Raw genomic sequence first — 15,255 nt, forward strand, 5'->3', positions numbered from 1 at the left:
CGGTCCGCGCCGATCGCCAGCGCCGTGCGCAGCGTCTCCTGCGCTTGCGCCACGCCCGCCGACACCGCGATCACTTCCGTCGCCACGCCCGCTTCCTTCAGGCGCACCGCCTCCTCCACCGCGATTTCGTCGAACGGATTCATCGACATCTTCACGTTCGCGATGTCGACGCCACTGCCGTCGCTCTTCACGCGAACTTTTACGTTGTAATCCACTACCCGTTTGACCGGTACCAGGATCTTCATGAACTCGCTCCAAAGTTACGTTAACGTCAATCCGCTGTCATTATAACCACACAGCGAATGACGCATTTGTTGTCGATTCAATGCATTTTGTGGCGTTAATTCGTGATGCCCGTCTGATTTGCCGCAAATGCACAATCCGCAAGTCAGCGACGCCATAACGCGACCGGTACGCGCTGTCACGCAACCGATTAACCCCGAACGATCGTGCTACTTTTATGGAAATCTCGACGGGCAGCCAGTCCCCGTGTGGTGCATTTCCTCTAGAGAAATCACCCCGCCGCTCAGGCGCCTATGATCGAATGGCGCACCCGATAATCGCTGTGCCATCGCACGCGTGACGGCCACTCGGCCAACGCGTCAGGAGGAGACATGACTACGTATTCCGAATCGCGCCTGCACGCGAGCGACGGCCTTTCACTGCACGTCCATTGCTGGACGCCCGATACCGGGGGCGCGCGCTTGCGCGCGGTGGTGGCCATCATCCACGGGATGGGCGAGCACGGCGGGCGTTACGCACGCCTGGCGGAGCACTTCGCCGCGCAAGGCCTCGCCACCGTCACTTACGACCTTCGCGGGCACGGCCGCTCGGGCGGCGCGCGCGTCTTTGTGAAGCATTTCGACGAGTACCTCGACGACACTGAAATCTTCCTCACGCATGTGCGCACCCAGTTCGGTCCGGCACCGTTGTTCCTGCTCGGCCACAGCATGGGGGGCGCCATCGCAGCCTTGTACACCATCACTCGGGCACCGGCGAACGTGCGCGCGCTGATGCTGAGCAGCCCGGCGCTCGCGCCCGGTGAGCCCGTCGCCCCATGGATGGTGAAAGCCGGGCGCTGGGTGTCGCGCTGGCTGCCCAAGGTGCCCGTCTTCAAGATCGATCCTGCCATGATCGCGCGCGACAAGGCCGTGGTGGCCGCCGCGAAGCAAGATCCACTCAACGCCTATCGCGGCACGCCGGCGCGCACCGCCGCCGAGCTGCTCGACGCGATGGCGCGCATTCACGCCAACGCCGACGCGCTACGTCTGCCGCTGTACGTCTTCCACGGCACCGCCGACCGACTCACCGCCCCATGGGCAAGCGAGCAATTCCACGGCAACGCGGGCTCGCAGGACAAGACACTGCGCCTCTATCCCGGGCACTTTCACGAAACGCTCAACGATCTCGATCGCGAAAAGGTCATCGACGAACTGACACAGTGGCTGATGCAACACCTGCCCGAGACGCCAGTGGCGCAGCCGACGCAACCGACCGTCGGGGCACACGACAGCGTCTGAGCATTGGCGTGGGCCAAGCACCCGACACACGCCCGGAACCCCGCACGCGAGCAGGGTCTCGTCACGCGCTGCCCTGCTGCGCGCTACACTGAAGACGTGTGGAACTGCGAGGAGCCTCCGGCATGCAAGCGCAGACGAAATACTCGCCGCAAACGGTCACCGGCATGCATTTCTGGACGCCGACGATCTTCAGTATCAAGACCACGCGACCGCCCGGCCTGCAATTTACAGCGGGACAGTTCGTGCGGCTCGGACTTCCCGACGACGACAGCGAAAGCGGCGAGATGATCTGGCGCCCCTATTCATTGGTGAACTCGCCCAATGAAGATACATTGGAGTTCTACCTGATCACGATTCCCGAGGGGAAACTCACGCCCCGTCTGGCGCAACTCAAGGTCGGCGACACGCTCTTCGTCGATCACACCGCCTATGGCTTCCTGACGCTCGACCGATTCACCGGCGGCGAAGACCTCTGGCTGCTCGCCACCGGTACTGGTCTGGCACCCTTTGTGTCGATCCTGCGCGACCCCGCGGTATGGCACCGCTTCAAACGCCTCTTCGTCGTGCACAGCGTGCGATGGGCGCACGACCTCGCCTATTACGACGAGCTGAAGCATTTCTCGCACCCCGACGTCGATCCGTCGCTGGTCGATAAACTGAATTACGCCGCGTGCGTGACGCGCGAGCAAGCGCCAGGCGCGCTGAACGGACGTGTGACGTCGCTGCTGGCGTCAGGCGAGCTGGAGAAGGCGATGGGGGCGACGCTCGACCCGGCCACGTCGCGCATCATGGTTTGCGGCAATCCGGACATGATCAAGGCGCTGCGCGCCTGGTTCACCGACAAGGGATACGCCGTGAGCCGTACGGCGATGCCCGGGCCGCTCGTGCTGGAAAAGCAGTGGTAAGGCGCGAGAATCGCGAAACGATTCGATAAGCACGTTCGGCGCCCAAAACGCATCGGGCGCTTCGGGCCGCCGTCCCCGTCAGTCGGGCCGCTTCGCCCAGTCGGGGGCGCGCTTCTCGATGAACGCTTGCACCCCTTCCAGCGCACATTCGTCCATCATGTTGCAGGCCATCGTCTGCCCGGCCATCTGATAAGCGGCCTCGATGCCGGTCTCGACCTGCCGGTAGAACAACCCCTTGCCCGCTGCCACCGCCGCGGCGGGCTTCGCCAGGATCGAACGGCATAGCGCCGCCACTTCCGCGTCAAGCCGCTCCATTGCCACCACACGATTGACGAGACCGCGCTCGCGGGCCGTCTGCGCGTCGATGAAATCGCCCGTGAGCAGCATCTCCATCGCCTGCTTGCGCGAGAGATTGCGCGAGAGGGCCACACCCGGCGTCGCGCAGAAAAGGCCGACGTTGATGCCGGAGACAGCGAAGCGCGCCGCCGACGTCGCCACCGCCAGATCGCACATCGCAACCAGTTGACATCCCGCCGCCGTTGCAATGCCATGCACGCGGGCAATGACCGGCTGCGGCATGCGCTGCATCGTCAGCATCACACGCGTGCATTGATTGAACAGCGCGCGGTAGCTGTCGAGCGACGGTTCGGCGCGCATTTCCTTGAGATCGTGTCCGGCACAGAACGCCGGACCGGCGGCCGCCAGCACAACCACGCGCGCGCTGGCATCGCGCTGCGTGTCGTCGAGCGCACGTTGCAGCGCGTCGAGCATCGCTATCGAGAGGGCGTTGAATTGACGCGGGCGATTCAGCGTCAGCGTGACCACACCGGCCAGCTCGCCTTCACCTCGCGTGACGAGAACAAGCGGCTCAGGCGTCGCTGTCGTCGCTGTTGTCGCTTCGGATGCGGTCATGGTCTCTCTCCCGTACCGCGTCGTCTCGCGCGGCATCGCACAGTCGTCAAGCGCGAATTATCAAACGTCGGCGAGCACTTTCAGATGCGCCACGACACTGCGTCCGAGCGCCGAAAGGTTGTAGCCGCCCTCCAGGCAGCTCACAATGCGCCCCTTCGCATGACGATCCGCCACCGCTTTCACGCGTTCGGTGATCCACGCGAAGTCCGCCTCGGTCAGACCGAGATTGCCGAGGTCATCTTCGCGGTGCGCGTCGAAGCCCGCCGAGAAGAAGATCATCTCCGGACGGAACGCGTCGAGTTGACCCAGCCAGCCGTAGTCGATCGCCTCACGGACCTGCATGCCCGAGGTACGCGCGGCGATCGGAATGTTGAGCATGTTCGGTGCCGGATCGACCGCGCCCGAAAACGGGTAGAAAGGGTGCTGAAAAATGCCGCACATCAGCACGCGTTCATCGTTGCCGAACGCGGCTTCCGTGCCGTTGCCGTGATGCACGTCGAAGTCGACGATCGCCACCCGCGAGAGTCCGTGCACTTCGAGCGCGTGCGCCGCAGCGATCGCCACGTTATTGAACAGACAAAAACCCATGGCGCGCGTAGGCGTGGCGTGATGGCCCGGCGGGCGAACGCTGCAAAACGCGTTGTCGAGCTCGCCGCGCAGCACGGCATCGGTCGCCGCAATCGCCGCACCGGCCGCACGCGTGGCCGCACGCCACGAATACGGGTTGAGCAACGTGTCGGGATCGATCGGGAAATAGCCGGACTCGGGGATGTTGTCGCGAATGAAGTCGATGTGATCCTGCGTGTGCACGAGCCGCAGGCTGGCCTCGTCGGCGGCTGGGGCTTCACGGCGCTCGAGCAGGCCGTCGATGCGTCCTGCGATCAATTGGTCCTCGATGGCACGCAGCCGTTCGGGACATTCCGGATGCCACTCGCCCATTTCGTGACGGATGCAATCGGGGTGCGTATAAAACCCGGTAGCCATTCGGTGTGTCGCCTATCGCTTCGAATCGTTATGGTGGGACGGGTGGGGGACGCCCGCCGTGCCGTGCGCCTCGCGTCCGGTAGCGGCCGGGCGGAGCGCGTGGCATGCGATGCCGCACTACACTGGCGCTCGCTTGCCGATGGCCGGCATCCCCCATGAGTCCTGTCACGGACAGTGCTCAGGCCTTAAGGTATCACAGGTGCACTCGGTTATACTGCCAAGCAGTCTCCCAGCAGACCCGTGTCAGCCGGCAAGGGCCGTTCACCTGAATTTCGGGACGGCGGGAACCGGCATGAATGGTTGATGCTCTCGTTATCGGCGCGTATCGGATCACTGACGCACGCCCTGACGAACGCGTCAACGCGACTAACGCGACGGCGGCCAAGGTGGCTGCGTTGCCTTCGGACTTCATACAGGCCTGACAGACAGCATGACATCACCGGTACGGATGTACGATTCGCTCTCGCCGGCGCACACGCGCCCGCCCCATCGACCGGACACTGACCGCCCTCGCGCGGCTGCCCTGCGCAAACGTGCCGACACCCCCTCCCTCTCGCCACTGTTGCGGCTCGCGCAGGCGTTCGGCGTGGCGCTTTGCGTCGGCACGTTCGCGCTGACGTCTGCCGGCGTGCACGCGCAAACACGCGCCAAGCCGATCGCAAAAGCGGAATTCGAGGAAGAGGTCGTACCGCAACGCTATGCGGCGAACCCCGAGGTCGACGCGTTCATCAACGACCTCGTGGCGCGCGACGGATTCGATCGCGCCGAGCTGCAAAATGTCTTCTCGCGCGTGGTGTTCTCGCAGACGGCGGCGCGTCTGGCGGCACCGCCCGCCACGCCCGGCCAGAAGAACTGGACACGGTACGAGCGGAATTTTCTCGATAACACGCGCATCAACGGCGGCGTGCGTTTCTGGAACCAGAACGCGGCGGCACTCGCGCGCGCGGCGAAACAATATGGGGTGCCCGAGGAGATCATCGTCGCGATCATCGGCGTCGAGACCATTTACGGGCGCAACATGGGCAACTTCCGCACCATCGATGCGCTCACCACGCTGGCGTTCGACTATCCGCCCGCCCGCAACCGGTCGGAGCGCATGGCGCTGTTTCGCAACGAGCTGGAAAACCTGTTGCTCTACGCGCGCGAGCGCGGGGTCGATCCGTTCGGCATCTACGGTTCGTACGCGGGCGCCATCGGCATTCCGCAGTTCATGCCGTCATCGATCCGCAACTACGCCGTCGATTACACCGGCGACGGCAAGATCAACCTCACGAACGATGTGGCCGACGCCATCGGCAGCGTCGCCAATTTCCTCAAGCAGCACGGCTGGCAGGCGAAACAACCGATCGTCTGGAATATCGCCGGGGATCGCGGCAGTCAGGGGTTGGCCGAAGCCGGGGCAGACGGGCAACCTGAGCCGCATTGGAAGCTCGGCGACTTCATCAAGGCAGGCATGCTGATGAACGAGCCGCGGCTCGATGTCGGGGCATCGCTCGACACGCCGGTGCTCATCGTCGATCTGCCTACGCCGGGACAAGCCACCGAATACCGCATGGGTCTGACGAACTTCTACGTGCTCACGCGTTACAACCGCAGCTTCTTCTACGCGATGTCGGTGTACGATCTTGCCGACGCAATCAAGGCAGCGCGCGCTCCGTAAGACAGGATGCCGAGCTGCACTCGCCACGCAAAACGGGACCCACTGGGTCCCGTTTTGCATGGTGCGAGACATCCCGTCACGTGCGCGTGACCGGCACCGCAGCGCATTACGCCGGGAACACCCCGGTCGACAAATAACGATCGCCGCGATCGCACACCACGAACACGATAGTGGCGTTCTCGACTTCATGCGCCAGATTCAACGCAATCTGGCAGGCGCCCGCAGCCGAGATGCCGCAGAAAATCCCCTCTTCCGCCGCAAGACGGCGCGCCATGATTTCCGCTTCCGCCTGCGTCACGGAGATGGTGCGATCCACACGTGCCCGATCGAAGATCTTCGGCAGGTAGGCTTCCGGCCACTTTCGAATGCCCGGGATGCGCGAGCCTTCGGCCGGCTCGGCGCCGATGATCTGCACCGCGTCGCTCTGCTCTTTCAGATACTGCGATACGCCCATGATCGTGCCCGTCGTACCCATCGCGGAAACGAAGTGCGTGACGCGCCCTTCAGTATCGCGCCAGATCTCCGGACCGGTACTCTCGTAGTGCGCAAGCGGGTTGTCCGGGTTGGCGAACTGGTCGAGGATGATGCCGCGTCCGTCGCGCTGCATCTGCTCGGCGAGATCGCGGGCGTATTCCATGCCCCCCTTGACTGGCGTCAGGATGATCTCGGCGCCATACGCACCCATGCTCTGACGGCGCTCGATGGAGAGATCTTCCGGCATGACGAGGACCATCTTGTAGCCGCGAACGGCCGCAGCCATCGCCAGCGCAATGCCGGTATTGCCGGACGTGGCTTCAATCAGCGTATCGCCGGGCTTGATGCGACCGCGCAATTCGGCGTGCTTGATCATCGACAGCGCCGGACGGTCTTTCACCGACCCCGCCGGGTTGTTGCCCTCGAGCTTGCCGAGAATCACGTTGTTGCGGCGACGGATTTCGTCGTCGGGCAAACGCATCAGTTGTACCAGCGGCGTATTGCCGATGGTGTCTTCGATAGTCTTGTAGGCCATTGCGCTAAGCTGTTTCGGTCGGGAATCGGAACATTCTAATCCACCGGCCATGTCCGCGCTCAGGGGAGGGATTTCGGCCAGACATCGCAATGGCGATGCCCGGCCGCCCGTCGGGGCGTCAGAGCTTCGGTGCGCTAGCCGCCGACGGAGCCTTGGCCTTCTTTGATTTGGAGGGCTTTGCCGGGGCTGCGGCGGGCGCGGGCGCGGCCGCCGGCGCCGATGCCGCGGCAGGGGCCGCGCCCGCCTTGGCCGCCTTGGCCGCCTTGGCCGCCTTGGCATCCTTCGACTTCTTCGACCGGGTCGCCTTCGCGTCCGATGCGCCTGCGGCCGATGCCGCCACCGGAGCCGGCGTCGAAGGCTTGGCCGACATAGTCGCCGCACTTGGCGCCGCAGGCTTCATCGTCGAACCGGCGGCAGGCGTCGGCACAGGCGTCTTTTGCGTCGTCGTCGATGGGACAGGCGCCGCCGGCGTCATGGGCTTGGCGGTCGTCGCAGGTGCCACAGGCGTTTGCGCGGCAGGCGGCATCGGTTTGGCCGGTGCCGCAGGCGCCGCAGCCCCACCCTGCCCGTTGATCGTCATGCCTTCGGACTGAAGCGTGGTCACGGACTTGGCGCCCAGCCCCTTGACGCGTTTGGCAACGTCCGCCGCATCCTTGTAAGGACCGTGGGCGTTACGCTCGTCGATGATGGCTTTGGATTTGACCGGCCCAATGCCCTTGAGCGATTCGAGCTGCGCCTGATCGGCGGTATTGATGTCGACAGCAGCCATGGCCAGGCCGCACAGGGTGAAAAAGGCAACAACCGCCAGCAAGAACTTGCGAAGCATGATCTGTTCCTTATGAAGTCACTCGGGCCGATATCGAGGATATCGTGGACATCCTCGACACCCCGATTATGGCTTAACGTCCAGGAACGGCTACGGATGACATCGCACGCCCACAACATCAAACAACACGGGGAGCCAGTAGGCTCCCCGTCCGTCTTGCGCCGTGATTCGCCATTTACTGCGCGAGCAACCAGCGCACGTACCGCGAGACGCCCTCACCCACCGTGTAGAAAGGCTGCTGATAACCACCCGATTGGCGAAGATGATCAATGTTCGCCTGCGTAAAGCATTGGTACTTGCCGCGCAGCGCGTCGGGGAACGGGATGTACTCCACGAGTCCCTGCTTGACCAGTTCGTCGAGCGACAGCGCCGACTCACCCGCTTCGGCGCGAAGCGTGTTGATCACGGCAACGGCGATATCGTTGAACGGCTGGGCACGGCCCGTGCCGAGGTTGAAGATGCCGCTTCGCTCAGGATGGTCGAAAAAGTGCAGGTTCACCTTCACCACGTCTTCCACCGACACAAAGTCGCGGCTTTGCGTACCGGCAGCGTAGCCGTTGTATTCACCGAAGAGCTTCACCCGACCATTGGCGCGGAATTCGTTGAAGTTGTGGAACGCGACCGAGGCCATACGCCCCTTGTGCGCCTCACGCGCGCCATAGACGTTGAAGTAGCGAAAACCGGCCACCTGACTCGGAAGCTTGCCGCCGGCCTCGCGCATCGCCCGACGCACGATCTGGTCGAATAGAAACTTCGAGTAACCGTAGACGTTGAGCGGTTTCTCGAATTCCCGCGTTTCCACAAACGTTTCCGACGCACCGTACGTCGCCGCAGACGAGGCGTAGAGGAACGGCACGGTCTGCGCCTGGCACGCTTCGAACAACGCACGCGTATAACGGAAGTTGTTCTCCATCATGTAGCGGCCGTCGGTCTCCATGGTGTCGGAGCAGGCGCCTTCGTGGAAAATCGCGCGCACACGGCCGAATTCACGACGCTGGAAGCGCGCGACGAAGTCGGTCTTGTCGAGGTAATCGCTGATCTCACAGTCGACCAGGTTGCGGAACTTGTCGGCGCGCGTGAGGTTGTCGACTGCCACGATGTCGGTTTCGCCGCGCTCGTTGAGGGCTTTGACGAGGTTGGCGCCAATGAAGCCCGCGGCACCGGTCACGATGATGGTCATGTCAGTTCGGAAAAGAGTTCGGTGTAGTCCACAGTCGCCGTACCCAGCTTGCCGACGACAATACTGCCCGCGCGATTGGCGAGCACAACGGCCTGCGCGAGCGGCAGGCCCGCAGAAAGCGATGCGGCGAGCGTTGCGATCACAGTGTCGCCCGCGCCTGAAACATCATACACTTCGCGTGCCTGCGCCGGCACGTGCAGCGCGCCGCTCGCGGTGAAGAGCGTCATGCCTTCTTCCGAACGCGTGAGCAACAGCGCCTCGAGATCAAGCGACTCACGCAGGGTCTGCGCGCGGGCCGTCAGGTCATCTTCCGAGCGCCATTCGCCCACGACTTGCTGCAATTCAGAGCGGTTCGGCGTCAGGATGCTGGCGCCGCGATATCGCTCGTAATCACTGCCCTTCGGGTCGACAAGTACCATTTTGCCTGCGGCGCGCGCCGCTTCGATCATCGGCTGCACATGCGTCAATCCGCCCTTGGCGTAATCCGAGAGCAGCACGACGTCGAAGCTGTCGAGCAGTTGACGATACTGATCGAGCACCGCCAGCAGCACTTCCCGCGCCGGCTGATTCTCAAAATCGATACGCAGCAATTGCTGCTGACGCGACACGATGCGCAGCTTGATCGTCGTCGCCAGATCGGCGTCGCGAGTCACAAAGGCCGTCACGCCGCTCTCGTCGAGCAGGTCGACGACACGCTCGCCCGGTTCGTCTTCCCCCAGCACGCAAAGCAGACCCGCCTGCGCCCCCAGCGACGCGGCGTTGAGCGCCACGTTCGCCGCACCGCCCAGCCGCTCTTCGTTGCGCTTGACGTGCACCACCGGCACCGGCGCTTCCGGGGAAATGCGATTGACGTCGCCGAACCAGTAGCGATCGAGCATCACGTCGCCGACGATCAGCACGCGCGCGCGGCCAAACGCCGCGCGAGGCACGGTGGGCACGCCGGGTGCCTGCACCGTGCGCGTGAGTGAAGTTGCCGTCAATGTCATCTGTCGTTCCTCGTAACTCAGGCCGACTCGTGCAACCCACGGCCGATGCCGTGGTACTCGATGCCCAGCTCCTTCATGGCGTCCGGTTCATACAGATTCCGGCCGTCGAAAATCAGCGGCAGCGAAAGCGCCGCCTTCACGCGCGCGAAGTCCGGGCTGCGGAACGCCTTCCATTCCGTGACGATGACGAGCGCGTCGGCGCCCGTCAGCGTGTCGTTCTGCGTCGCACAGAATTCGATGCGGGCGTGCGCCTCGGCATCGTCTGCGAAGTCGAGCGCGACCACGCGGCGCGCTTCGTCGAGCGCCACCGGATCGTAAGCGCGCACCCGGGCGCCACGACGCACCAGCTCGGCGATGACGCGGCGGCTCGGGGCTTCGCGCATGTCGTCGGTATTCGGCTTGAACGCCAGCCCCCACAACGCGAACGTCTTGTCCGACAGATCGTCGCCGAGGCGGTTGACAATCTTGTCGATCAGCACGGCCTTTTGCGTTTCATTGACGGCTTCCACTGCGTTGAGAATTCGCAACGGCAGGCCATAGTCCTCGGCGGTGCGCACGAGCGCCTGGACGTCCTTCGGGAAGCACGAGCCACCGTAGCCGCAGCCGGAGTACAGGAAGTGGTAGCCGATACGCGGGTCCGAGCCAATGCCCTTGCGCACGTCTTCGATATCCACGCCGACGCGATCAGCCAGATTGGCCATCTCGTTCATGAACGAGATACGCGTGGCGAGCATGGCGTTTGCCGCGTACTTGGTAAATTCCGCCGAGCGCACGTCCATGTACAGGGTGCGCTCGTGGTTGCGGTTGAACGGCGAATACAGGCGCTTCATCATCGCGCGCGCCTGTTGGCCGTCGGCGTCGTCGTCCACACCGATCACGATACGATCCGGGCGCATGAAATCGTCAACGGCCGCGCCTTCCTTCAGGAATTCGGGGTTCGAAACGACGGAGAACGACACGTTTTCGCCACGCTTGCCGAGTTCGTCGGCCACCGCGGCGCGCACCTTGTCGGCCGTACCGACCGGCACTGTCGATTTATCGACGATGACCTTGAAGCTCTTGGCGTAGCGGCCGATGTTGCGTGCCGCGGCCACGACATATTGAAGGTCGGCCGAGCCATCTTCGTCCGGGGGCGTGCCCACCGCGATGAACTGAACGTCGCCATGGGCGACCGAGGCCTCGACATCGGTCGAAAATTGAAGGCGGCCAGCGGCGCGATTGCGCGCGATGACTTCCTGCAGGCCGGGTTCGTGAATCGGCACGCCGCCGTTGTTCAGGATTTCGATCTTGCGCGGATCGACGTCGAGGCAGAACACGTCGTTGCCGACGTCCGCCAGGCACGCCCCAGTGACGAGGCCGACGTATCCGGAGCCGATGATAGTGACTTTCATGATTGCGCGAACTAAGAGTAATTAGGAGGCCGCCGGCACGTCGACACGTCGCGGCGTATAGGTCTCCCAGCCGTTACAGCCGGGGCATTGCCAATAAAACAATCGCGCGCGGAAGCCGCACTGGTCGCAGACATACCGGGGCAACGACTTGGTACGCTGCGTGATGAGCTTGCCCATGAGCTGCAGGTCCGACTGCGTGTCGCCGTGCGCCGTGGCGGCATGGGCTTCGAGCAGGCGCACCATGCCGGGCGCGCTCGGCGCGCGGTGCATCTGTTCGCGCATGAGCTTGAGCGCCGCTTCCGGGCCTTCGAGGGCAATCGACTGCTCATAGACGATCTCCAGCAGATCGTCCGACGGATTCTTGCGCAGCGCATCGCTCAGCACGGCGAGCCCTTCTTTCGCCCGACCCAATGCCTCGTACGCCCGCATCAGGCGCTTGGCCGCCAGGCCGAGGTACACCGGATTCTGCTGCTCGATGGTGCGAAGCACGCGCAACGCGCCTTCGGCGTCGCCCGCAGCGAGCAGCATGTCGCCGCGCAGCAGCGGCGCACGCACGTTGGCGGGATTGACCGCGAGCGCAGCGTCCAGCGCTTGCGTAACGGCGTCGGCGTCCTTGCGTTGCAGCGCTTCCTGCGCCAGCTCGCAGTGGAACTGCGCGATCTCCTTGCGGTACGACACGGCAGGGTCGAGGTCACTCAGCGCCTCGGCCTCGGTCAGCGCCTTGTGCCATTCCTTCTCGATCTGATAGATCGTGAGCTTTGCATGTTGCGCTGCCTTGGCGTAAGCCCCGGTGTGCAATCGGCCGAACGCCTCTTCGGCACGGTCCAGCAACCCCGCCTTGAGAAAATCGTGGCCAAGCTCGTAGAGCGCGTGCTCATGATCGGCTGACGGCAGGTCATGGCGCGAGAGCAGGTTCTGGTGCACACGAATGGCGCGCTCCGTCTCGCCGCGACGACGGAACAGACTACCCAGCGCGAAGTGCAGCTCGGTGGTCTCGGGATCAAGCTTGGCGACTTCGATGAAGGCATCGATCGCCTTGTCGGGCTGCTCGTTGAGCAGGAAGTTCAGACCGCGAAAGTAGGACGCCGGCAGATTACGGCTCTCGGAGAGCAAGCTGCGCAGATCCAGGCGTGCGGCCACCCAGCCGCAGCCAAAAATCACGGGGATGGCCAATAGCCACCAGACCTCGAATTCCATGAATGCGTGTTGTCGTTGAAACAGTCGATGAAGAGGGCGCGCGTCGCGCGCCGTGTCGCCCGAATTAGACCGGCGGTAGCATCGGCGGTTGATCCCCCGCCTCGGGGTCGCGTTGCGCACGGGCCAGATCGCGCCGCGTGCGGCGTAGCTCCAGGCGCTGACGCATCAGGCTCGGCAATGTCGCGAGCACGCCGATGACGCCACCGACCACGAAAAACGCCAGGCCGATCATGATGAGCGGTGCCGTCCACGTATGCCCCAGGAAAAGGTTCAACGTGACTTCGCCCGTGTTGGCGAGCGCGAGACACAGCAACACCACAAACACGATGAGACGAACGATCCAAACAATCAGCTTCATGCCGAAAGGCTCCTGCGGCAGGGTTGCCGTATGTTTTGCGACTTGAGCGGCCCCGGGCCACGGCGTCGATGCCGCCGACGCACCCGGGCCGGCACGTGGCCGTATTGTACCGGATGTGCTCCGTCAGGCGCCGTTACTGCAGCAAGCTTCACATTGGCGCCAATGGCCCGCACGTCTTGCCGCCAAATGCAAAAAAAGCGCCCGAAGGCGCTTTTCTCGCGTAGTAGATCCCAAAGGGCCTTATTGGTCCGACGCCTTGTGATCAACCCGCTCTCGCAACTCCTTGCCGGGCTTGAAGTGCGGCACGAATTTCTCCGGCACCATCACTTTCTCACCCGACTTCGGATTGCGGCCGACACGCGGTGGCCGACGGTTGAGCCCGAAGCTACCGAAACCGCGGATCTCGATTCGATGACCGCGCGCAAGCGCGTCTGCCATCGCATCGAGAATGGTCTTCACCGCGAAATCGGCATCCTTGAGCACCAACTGGGGAAACCGCGCCGCCAACTGGTTGACCAATTCAGACTTGGTCATAGGCCTTGGACCTTACTGATTCTGGCTGTCCAGCTTGGCTTTGAGCAGGGCACCCAGATTCGTGGTGCCGCTCGCTGCCGAGCTATCCGACGACATCTTGCTGATCGCTTCTTGCTGTTCAGCCGAATCCTTCGCCTTGATCGACAGGTTGATGTTGCGCGATTTGCGATCGATGTTGACGATCATTGCATTGACGGCTTCACCTTCCTTGAGCACGTTGCGGGCATCTTCCACACGGTCGTGCGAAATTTCCGAAGCGCGCAGGTAACCTTCGACGTCTTCACCCAGCGACACGACGGCACCCTTCGGGTCGACGGCCTTGATGGTACCGTCAACGATCGAGCCCTTGTCGTGAATGGCCACGAACGAGTTGAACGGATCGCCTTCGAGCTGCTTGATGCCCAACGAGATGCGTTCCTTCTCGACGTCGATGCCCAGAACCACGGCTTCGACTTCGTCGCCCTTCTTGTACTTGCGCACGGCGTCTTCGCCGGTTTCGCTCCACGACAGGTCCGACAGGTGAACCAGGCCATCGATGCCGCCCGGCAGACCAATGAACACGCCGAAGTCGGTGATCGACTTGATGCCGCCCTTGATCTTGTCGCCCTTCTTGAAGTTGCGCGAGAAGTCGTCCCACGGGTTCGCCTTGCACTGCTTCATGCCCAGGCTGATACGACGACGGTCTTCGTCGATCTCGAGCACCATGACTTCGACTTCGTCGCCCAGCTGGACAACCTTGGTCGGTGCAACGTTCTTGTTGGTCCAGTCCATTTCCGACACGTGAACCAGGCCTTCGATGCCCGATTCCACTTCGACGAATGCGCCGTAGTCGGTAATGTTGGTGACCTTGCCGAACAGGCGGGTGCCTTGCGGGTAGCGGCGAGCAATGCCTTCCCACGGATCGTCGCCGAGTTGCTTGACGCCCAGCGAGACACGGCCCTTCTCTTGATCGAACTTGAGGATCTTGGCGGTGACTTCCTGGCCAACCGACAGCACTTCGCTCGGGTGACGCACACGACGCCAGGCGATGTCGGTGATGTGCAGCAGGCCGTCGATACCGCCGAGGTCGACGAATGCGCCGTAGTCGGTGATGTTCTTGACCACGCCCTTGACGATCGCGCCTTCCTTGAGCGTCTCGAGCAGCTTGGCGCGCTCTTCACCCTGGGTGGCTTCGATCACGGCACGACGCGAGAGCACAACGTTGTTGCGCTTGCGATCGAGCTTGATCACACGGAATTCGAGGGTCTTGCCTTCGTACGGGGTCGTGTCCTTGACCGGACGCGTGTCCACCAGCGAGCCCGGCAGGAATGCGCGGATGCCGTTGACCATGACGGTCAGGCCGCCCTTGACCTTGCCGGTAATCGTGCCGGTCACGAGCTCGCCCGATTCGAGGGCCTTTTCCAGTTGCAGCCACGAGGCCAGACGCTTGGCCTTGTCGCGCGACAGCACGGTGTCGCCGTAGCCGTTTTCCAGGGCGTCGATCGCCACGGAAACAAAATCGCCGGCCTGAACTTCGACCTCGCCCTGATCATTCAGGAATTCTTCGATAGGGATGTACGCTTCGGACTTGAGCCCGGCGTTGACGACCACAAAGTTGTGGTCAACCCGAACGACTTCTGCGCTGATGACTTCACCAGCACGCATGTCTTGACGGGAGAGCGACTCTTCGAAGAGTGCCGCGAATGATTCGTTAGTCGAGGTTTGCAGGTCGGACATAAATGTGGATTACGCCGCTGACGTCCGTCACCCGAAGGGGGGGTTGACGATCACGCACAACGGTTGGGTTAAAGGTT

General features: G+C 63.2%; 15 protein-coding genes. 3 read left to right on the forward strand and 12 right to left on the reverse strand.

Annotated elements, in window-relative coordinates; translation table 11 throughout:
- The coding region (locus PCE31106_RS09675; protein ID WP_437343805.1) for an electron transfer flavoprotein subunit beta/FixA family protein at positions 1–245 on the reverse strand (245 nt) is incomplete at its 3' end.
- A gap of 369 nt (positions 246–614) precedes the next feature.
- Between PCE31106_RS09675 and PCE31106_RS09680 the strand changes: the two genes are divergently transcribed.
- Positions 615–1,520 carry an alpha/beta hydrolase gene (locus PCE31106_RS09680; protein WP_150563130.1) on the forward strand — a complete coding sequence of 302 codons (906 nt, stop codon included), beginning with the start codon at positions 615–617 and terminating at the stop codon, positions 1,518–1,520.
- Between the two features lie 122 nt (positions 1,521–1,642).
- Positions 1,643–2,425, forward strand: coding sequence for a ferredoxin--NADP reductase (locus PCE31106_RS09685; protein ID WP_150563131.1), 783 nt, complete (start codon positions 1,643–1,645; stop codon positions 2,423–2,425).
- 78 nt (positions 2,426–2,503) lie between these two features.
- Here the strand turns inward: PCE31106_RS09685 and PCE31106_RS09690 are convergent, their stop codons facing one another.
- Together PCE31106_RS09690 and PCE31106_RS09695 are read right to left on the reverse strand one after the other, a co-directional pair.
- Complete coding sequence (locus tag PCE31106_RS09690) at positions 2,504–3,337, reverse strand: enoyl-CoA hydratase (protein WP_150563132.1); 834 nt, start codon at positions 3,335–3,337, stop codon at positions 2,504–2,506.
- 60 nt (positions 3,338–3,397) lie between these two features.
- A complete protein-coding gene (locus PCE31106_RS09695; RefSeq protein ID WP_017232007.1) occupies positions 3,398–4,321 on the reverse strand; it encodes a histone deacetylase family protein in 924 nt (307 codons plus the stop codon).
- Positions 4,322–4,751: 430 nt separating this feature from the next.
- On the opposite strand from PCE31106_RS09695, the gene mltB reads away from it, so the two are divergent.
- Entirely contained in the window at positions 4,752–5,981 is a 1,230-nt protein-coding gene (gene mltB, locus PCE31106_RS09700) for a lytic murein transglycosylase B (protein WP_254440969.1), read from the forward strand.
- A gap of 106 nt (positions 5,982–6,087) precedes the next feature.
- On the opposite strand, the gene cysM is transcribed toward mltB, so the two are convergent.
- The 9 genes from cysM to rpsA all read right to left on the reverse strand — a co-directional run bounded on the left by cysM (position 6,088) and on the right by rpsA (position 15,178).
- Positions 6,088–6,990 (reverse strand): cysteine synthase CysM, encoded by a 903-nt coding sequence (gene cysM, locus PCE31106_RS09705; protein ID WP_130025203.1) that lies wholly within the window; start codon positions 6,988–6,990, stop codon positions 6,088–6,090.
- Between the two features lie 118 nt (positions 6,991–7,108).
- Entirely contained in the window at positions 7,109–7,816 is a 708-nt protein-coding gene (locus tag PCE31106_RS09710) for a ComEA family DNA-binding protein (RefSeq protein WP_150563133.1), read from the reverse strand.
- 175 nt (positions 7,817–7,991) lie between these two features.
- Positions 7,992–8,996, reverse strand: coding sequence for an ADP-glyceromanno-heptose 6-epimerase (rfaD, locus tag PCE31106_RS09715; protein WP_150563134.1), 1,005 nt, complete (start codon positions 8,994–8,996; stop codon positions 7,992–7,994).
- The gene (gene rfaE1, locus PCE31106_RS09720; RefSeq protein ID WP_150563135.1) at positions 8,993–9,982 is read right to left on the reverse strand and encodes a D-glycero-beta-D-manno-heptose-7-phosphate kinase; all 990 of its coding nucleotides are present in this window, start codon (positions 9,980–9,982) and stop codon (positions 8,993–8,995) included. Before rfaE1 ends, rfaD begins: the two co-directional genes overlap by 4 nt.
- A 17-nt stretch (positions 9,983–9,999) precedes the next feature.
- Complete coding sequence (locus PCE31106_RS09725) at positions 10,000–11,373, reverse strand: UDP-glucose dehydrogenase family protein (protein ID WP_150563136.1); 1,374 nt, start codon at positions 11,371–11,373, stop codon at positions 10,000–10,002.
- Between the two features lie 21 nt (positions 11,374–11,394).
- On the reverse strand, positions 11,395–12,570 hold the full coding sequence (lapB, locus tag PCE31106_RS09730; RefSeq protein ID WP_150563137.1) for a lipopolysaccharide assembly protein LapB: 1,176 nt from the start codon (positions 12,568–12,570) through the stop codon (positions 11,395–11,397).
- 64 nt (positions 12,571–12,634) lie between these two features.
- Positions 12,635–12,928, reverse strand: a complete 294-nt coding sequence (locus PCE31106_RS09735) for a LapA family protein (protein WP_017232086.1) — start codon at positions 12,926–12,928, stop codon at positions 12,635–12,637.
- Between the two features lie 240 nt (positions 12,929–13,168).
- Positions 13,169–13,462, reverse strand: coding sequence for an integration host factor subunit beta (locus tag PCE31106_RS09740; protein ID WP_017232087.1), 294 nt, complete (start codon positions 13,460–13,462; stop codon positions 13,169–13,171).
- A 12-nt stretch (positions 13,463–13,474) separates the two neighbouring features.
- On the reverse strand, positions 13,475–15,178 hold the full coding sequence (gene rpsA, locus PCE31106_RS09745) for a 30S ribosomal protein S1 (RefSeq protein ID WP_017232088.1): 1,704 nt from the start codon (positions 15,176–15,178) through the stop codon (positions 13,475–13,477).
- Positions 15,179–15,255: the final 77 nt, after the last annotated feature.

The organism is Pandoraea cepalis (genome assembly GCF_902459665.1).
In the GTDB taxonomy this organism is placed as follows: domain Bacteria; phylum Pseudomonadota; class Gammaproteobacteria; order Burkholderiales; family Burkholderiaceae; genus Pandoraea; species Pandoraea cepalis.

Coding starts and splice junctions, on each gene's coding strand:
- PCE31106_RS09735 (WP_017232086.1), bottom strand. CDS start 12,928: ATGAAGCTGATTGTTTGGATCGTTCGTCTCATCGTGTTTGTGGTGTTG.
- lapB (WP_150563137.1), bottom strand. CDS start 12,570: ATGGAATTCGAGGTCTGGTGGCTATTGGCCATCCCCGTGATTTTTGGC.
- PCE31106_RS09725 (WP_150563136.1), bottom strand. CDS start 11,373: ATGAAAGTCACTATCATCGGCTCCGGATACGTCGGCCTCGTCACTGGG.
- PCE31106_RS09740 (WP_017232087.1), bottom strand. CDS start 13,462: ATGACCAAGTCTGAATTGGTCAACCAGTTGGCGGCGCGGTTTCCCCAG.
- PCE31106_RS09685 (WP_150563131.1), top strand. CDS start 1,643: ATGCAAGCGCAGACGAAATACTCGCCGCAAACGGTCACCGGCATGCAT.
- rfaE1 (WP_150563135.1), bottom strand. CDS start 9,982: ATGACATTGACGGCAACTTCACTCACGCGCACGGTGCAGGCACCCGGC.
- PCE31106_RS09680 (WP_150563130.1), top strand. CDS start 615: ATGACTACGTATTCCGAATCGCGCCTGCACGCGAGCGACGGCCTTTCA.
- rfaD (WP_150563134.1), bottom strand. CDS start 8,996: ATGACCATCATCGTGACCGGTGCCGCGGGCTTCATTGGCGCCAACCTC.
- mltB (WP_254440969.1), top strand. CDS start 4,752: ATGACATCACCGGTACGGATGTACGATTCGCTCTCGCCGGCGCACACG.
- PCE31106_RS09690 (WP_150563132.1), bottom strand. CDS start 3,337: ATGACCGCATCCGAAGCGACAACAGCGACGACAGCGACGCCTGAGCCG.
- PCE31106_RS09695 (WP_017232007.1), bottom strand. CDS start 4,321: ATGGCTACCGGGTTTTATACGCACCCCGATTGCATCCGTCACGAAATG.
- cysM (WP_130025203.1), bottom strand. CDS start 6,990: ATGGCCTACAAGACTATCGAAGACACCATCGGCAATACGCCGCTGGTA.
- PCE31106_RS09710 (WP_150563133.1), bottom strand. CDS start 7,816: ATGCTTCGCAAGTTCTTGCTGGCGGTTGTTGCCTTTTTCACCCTGTGC.
- rpsA (WP_017232088.1), bottom strand. CDS start 15,178: ATGTCCGACCTGCAAACCTCGACTAACGAATCATTCGCGGCACTCTTC.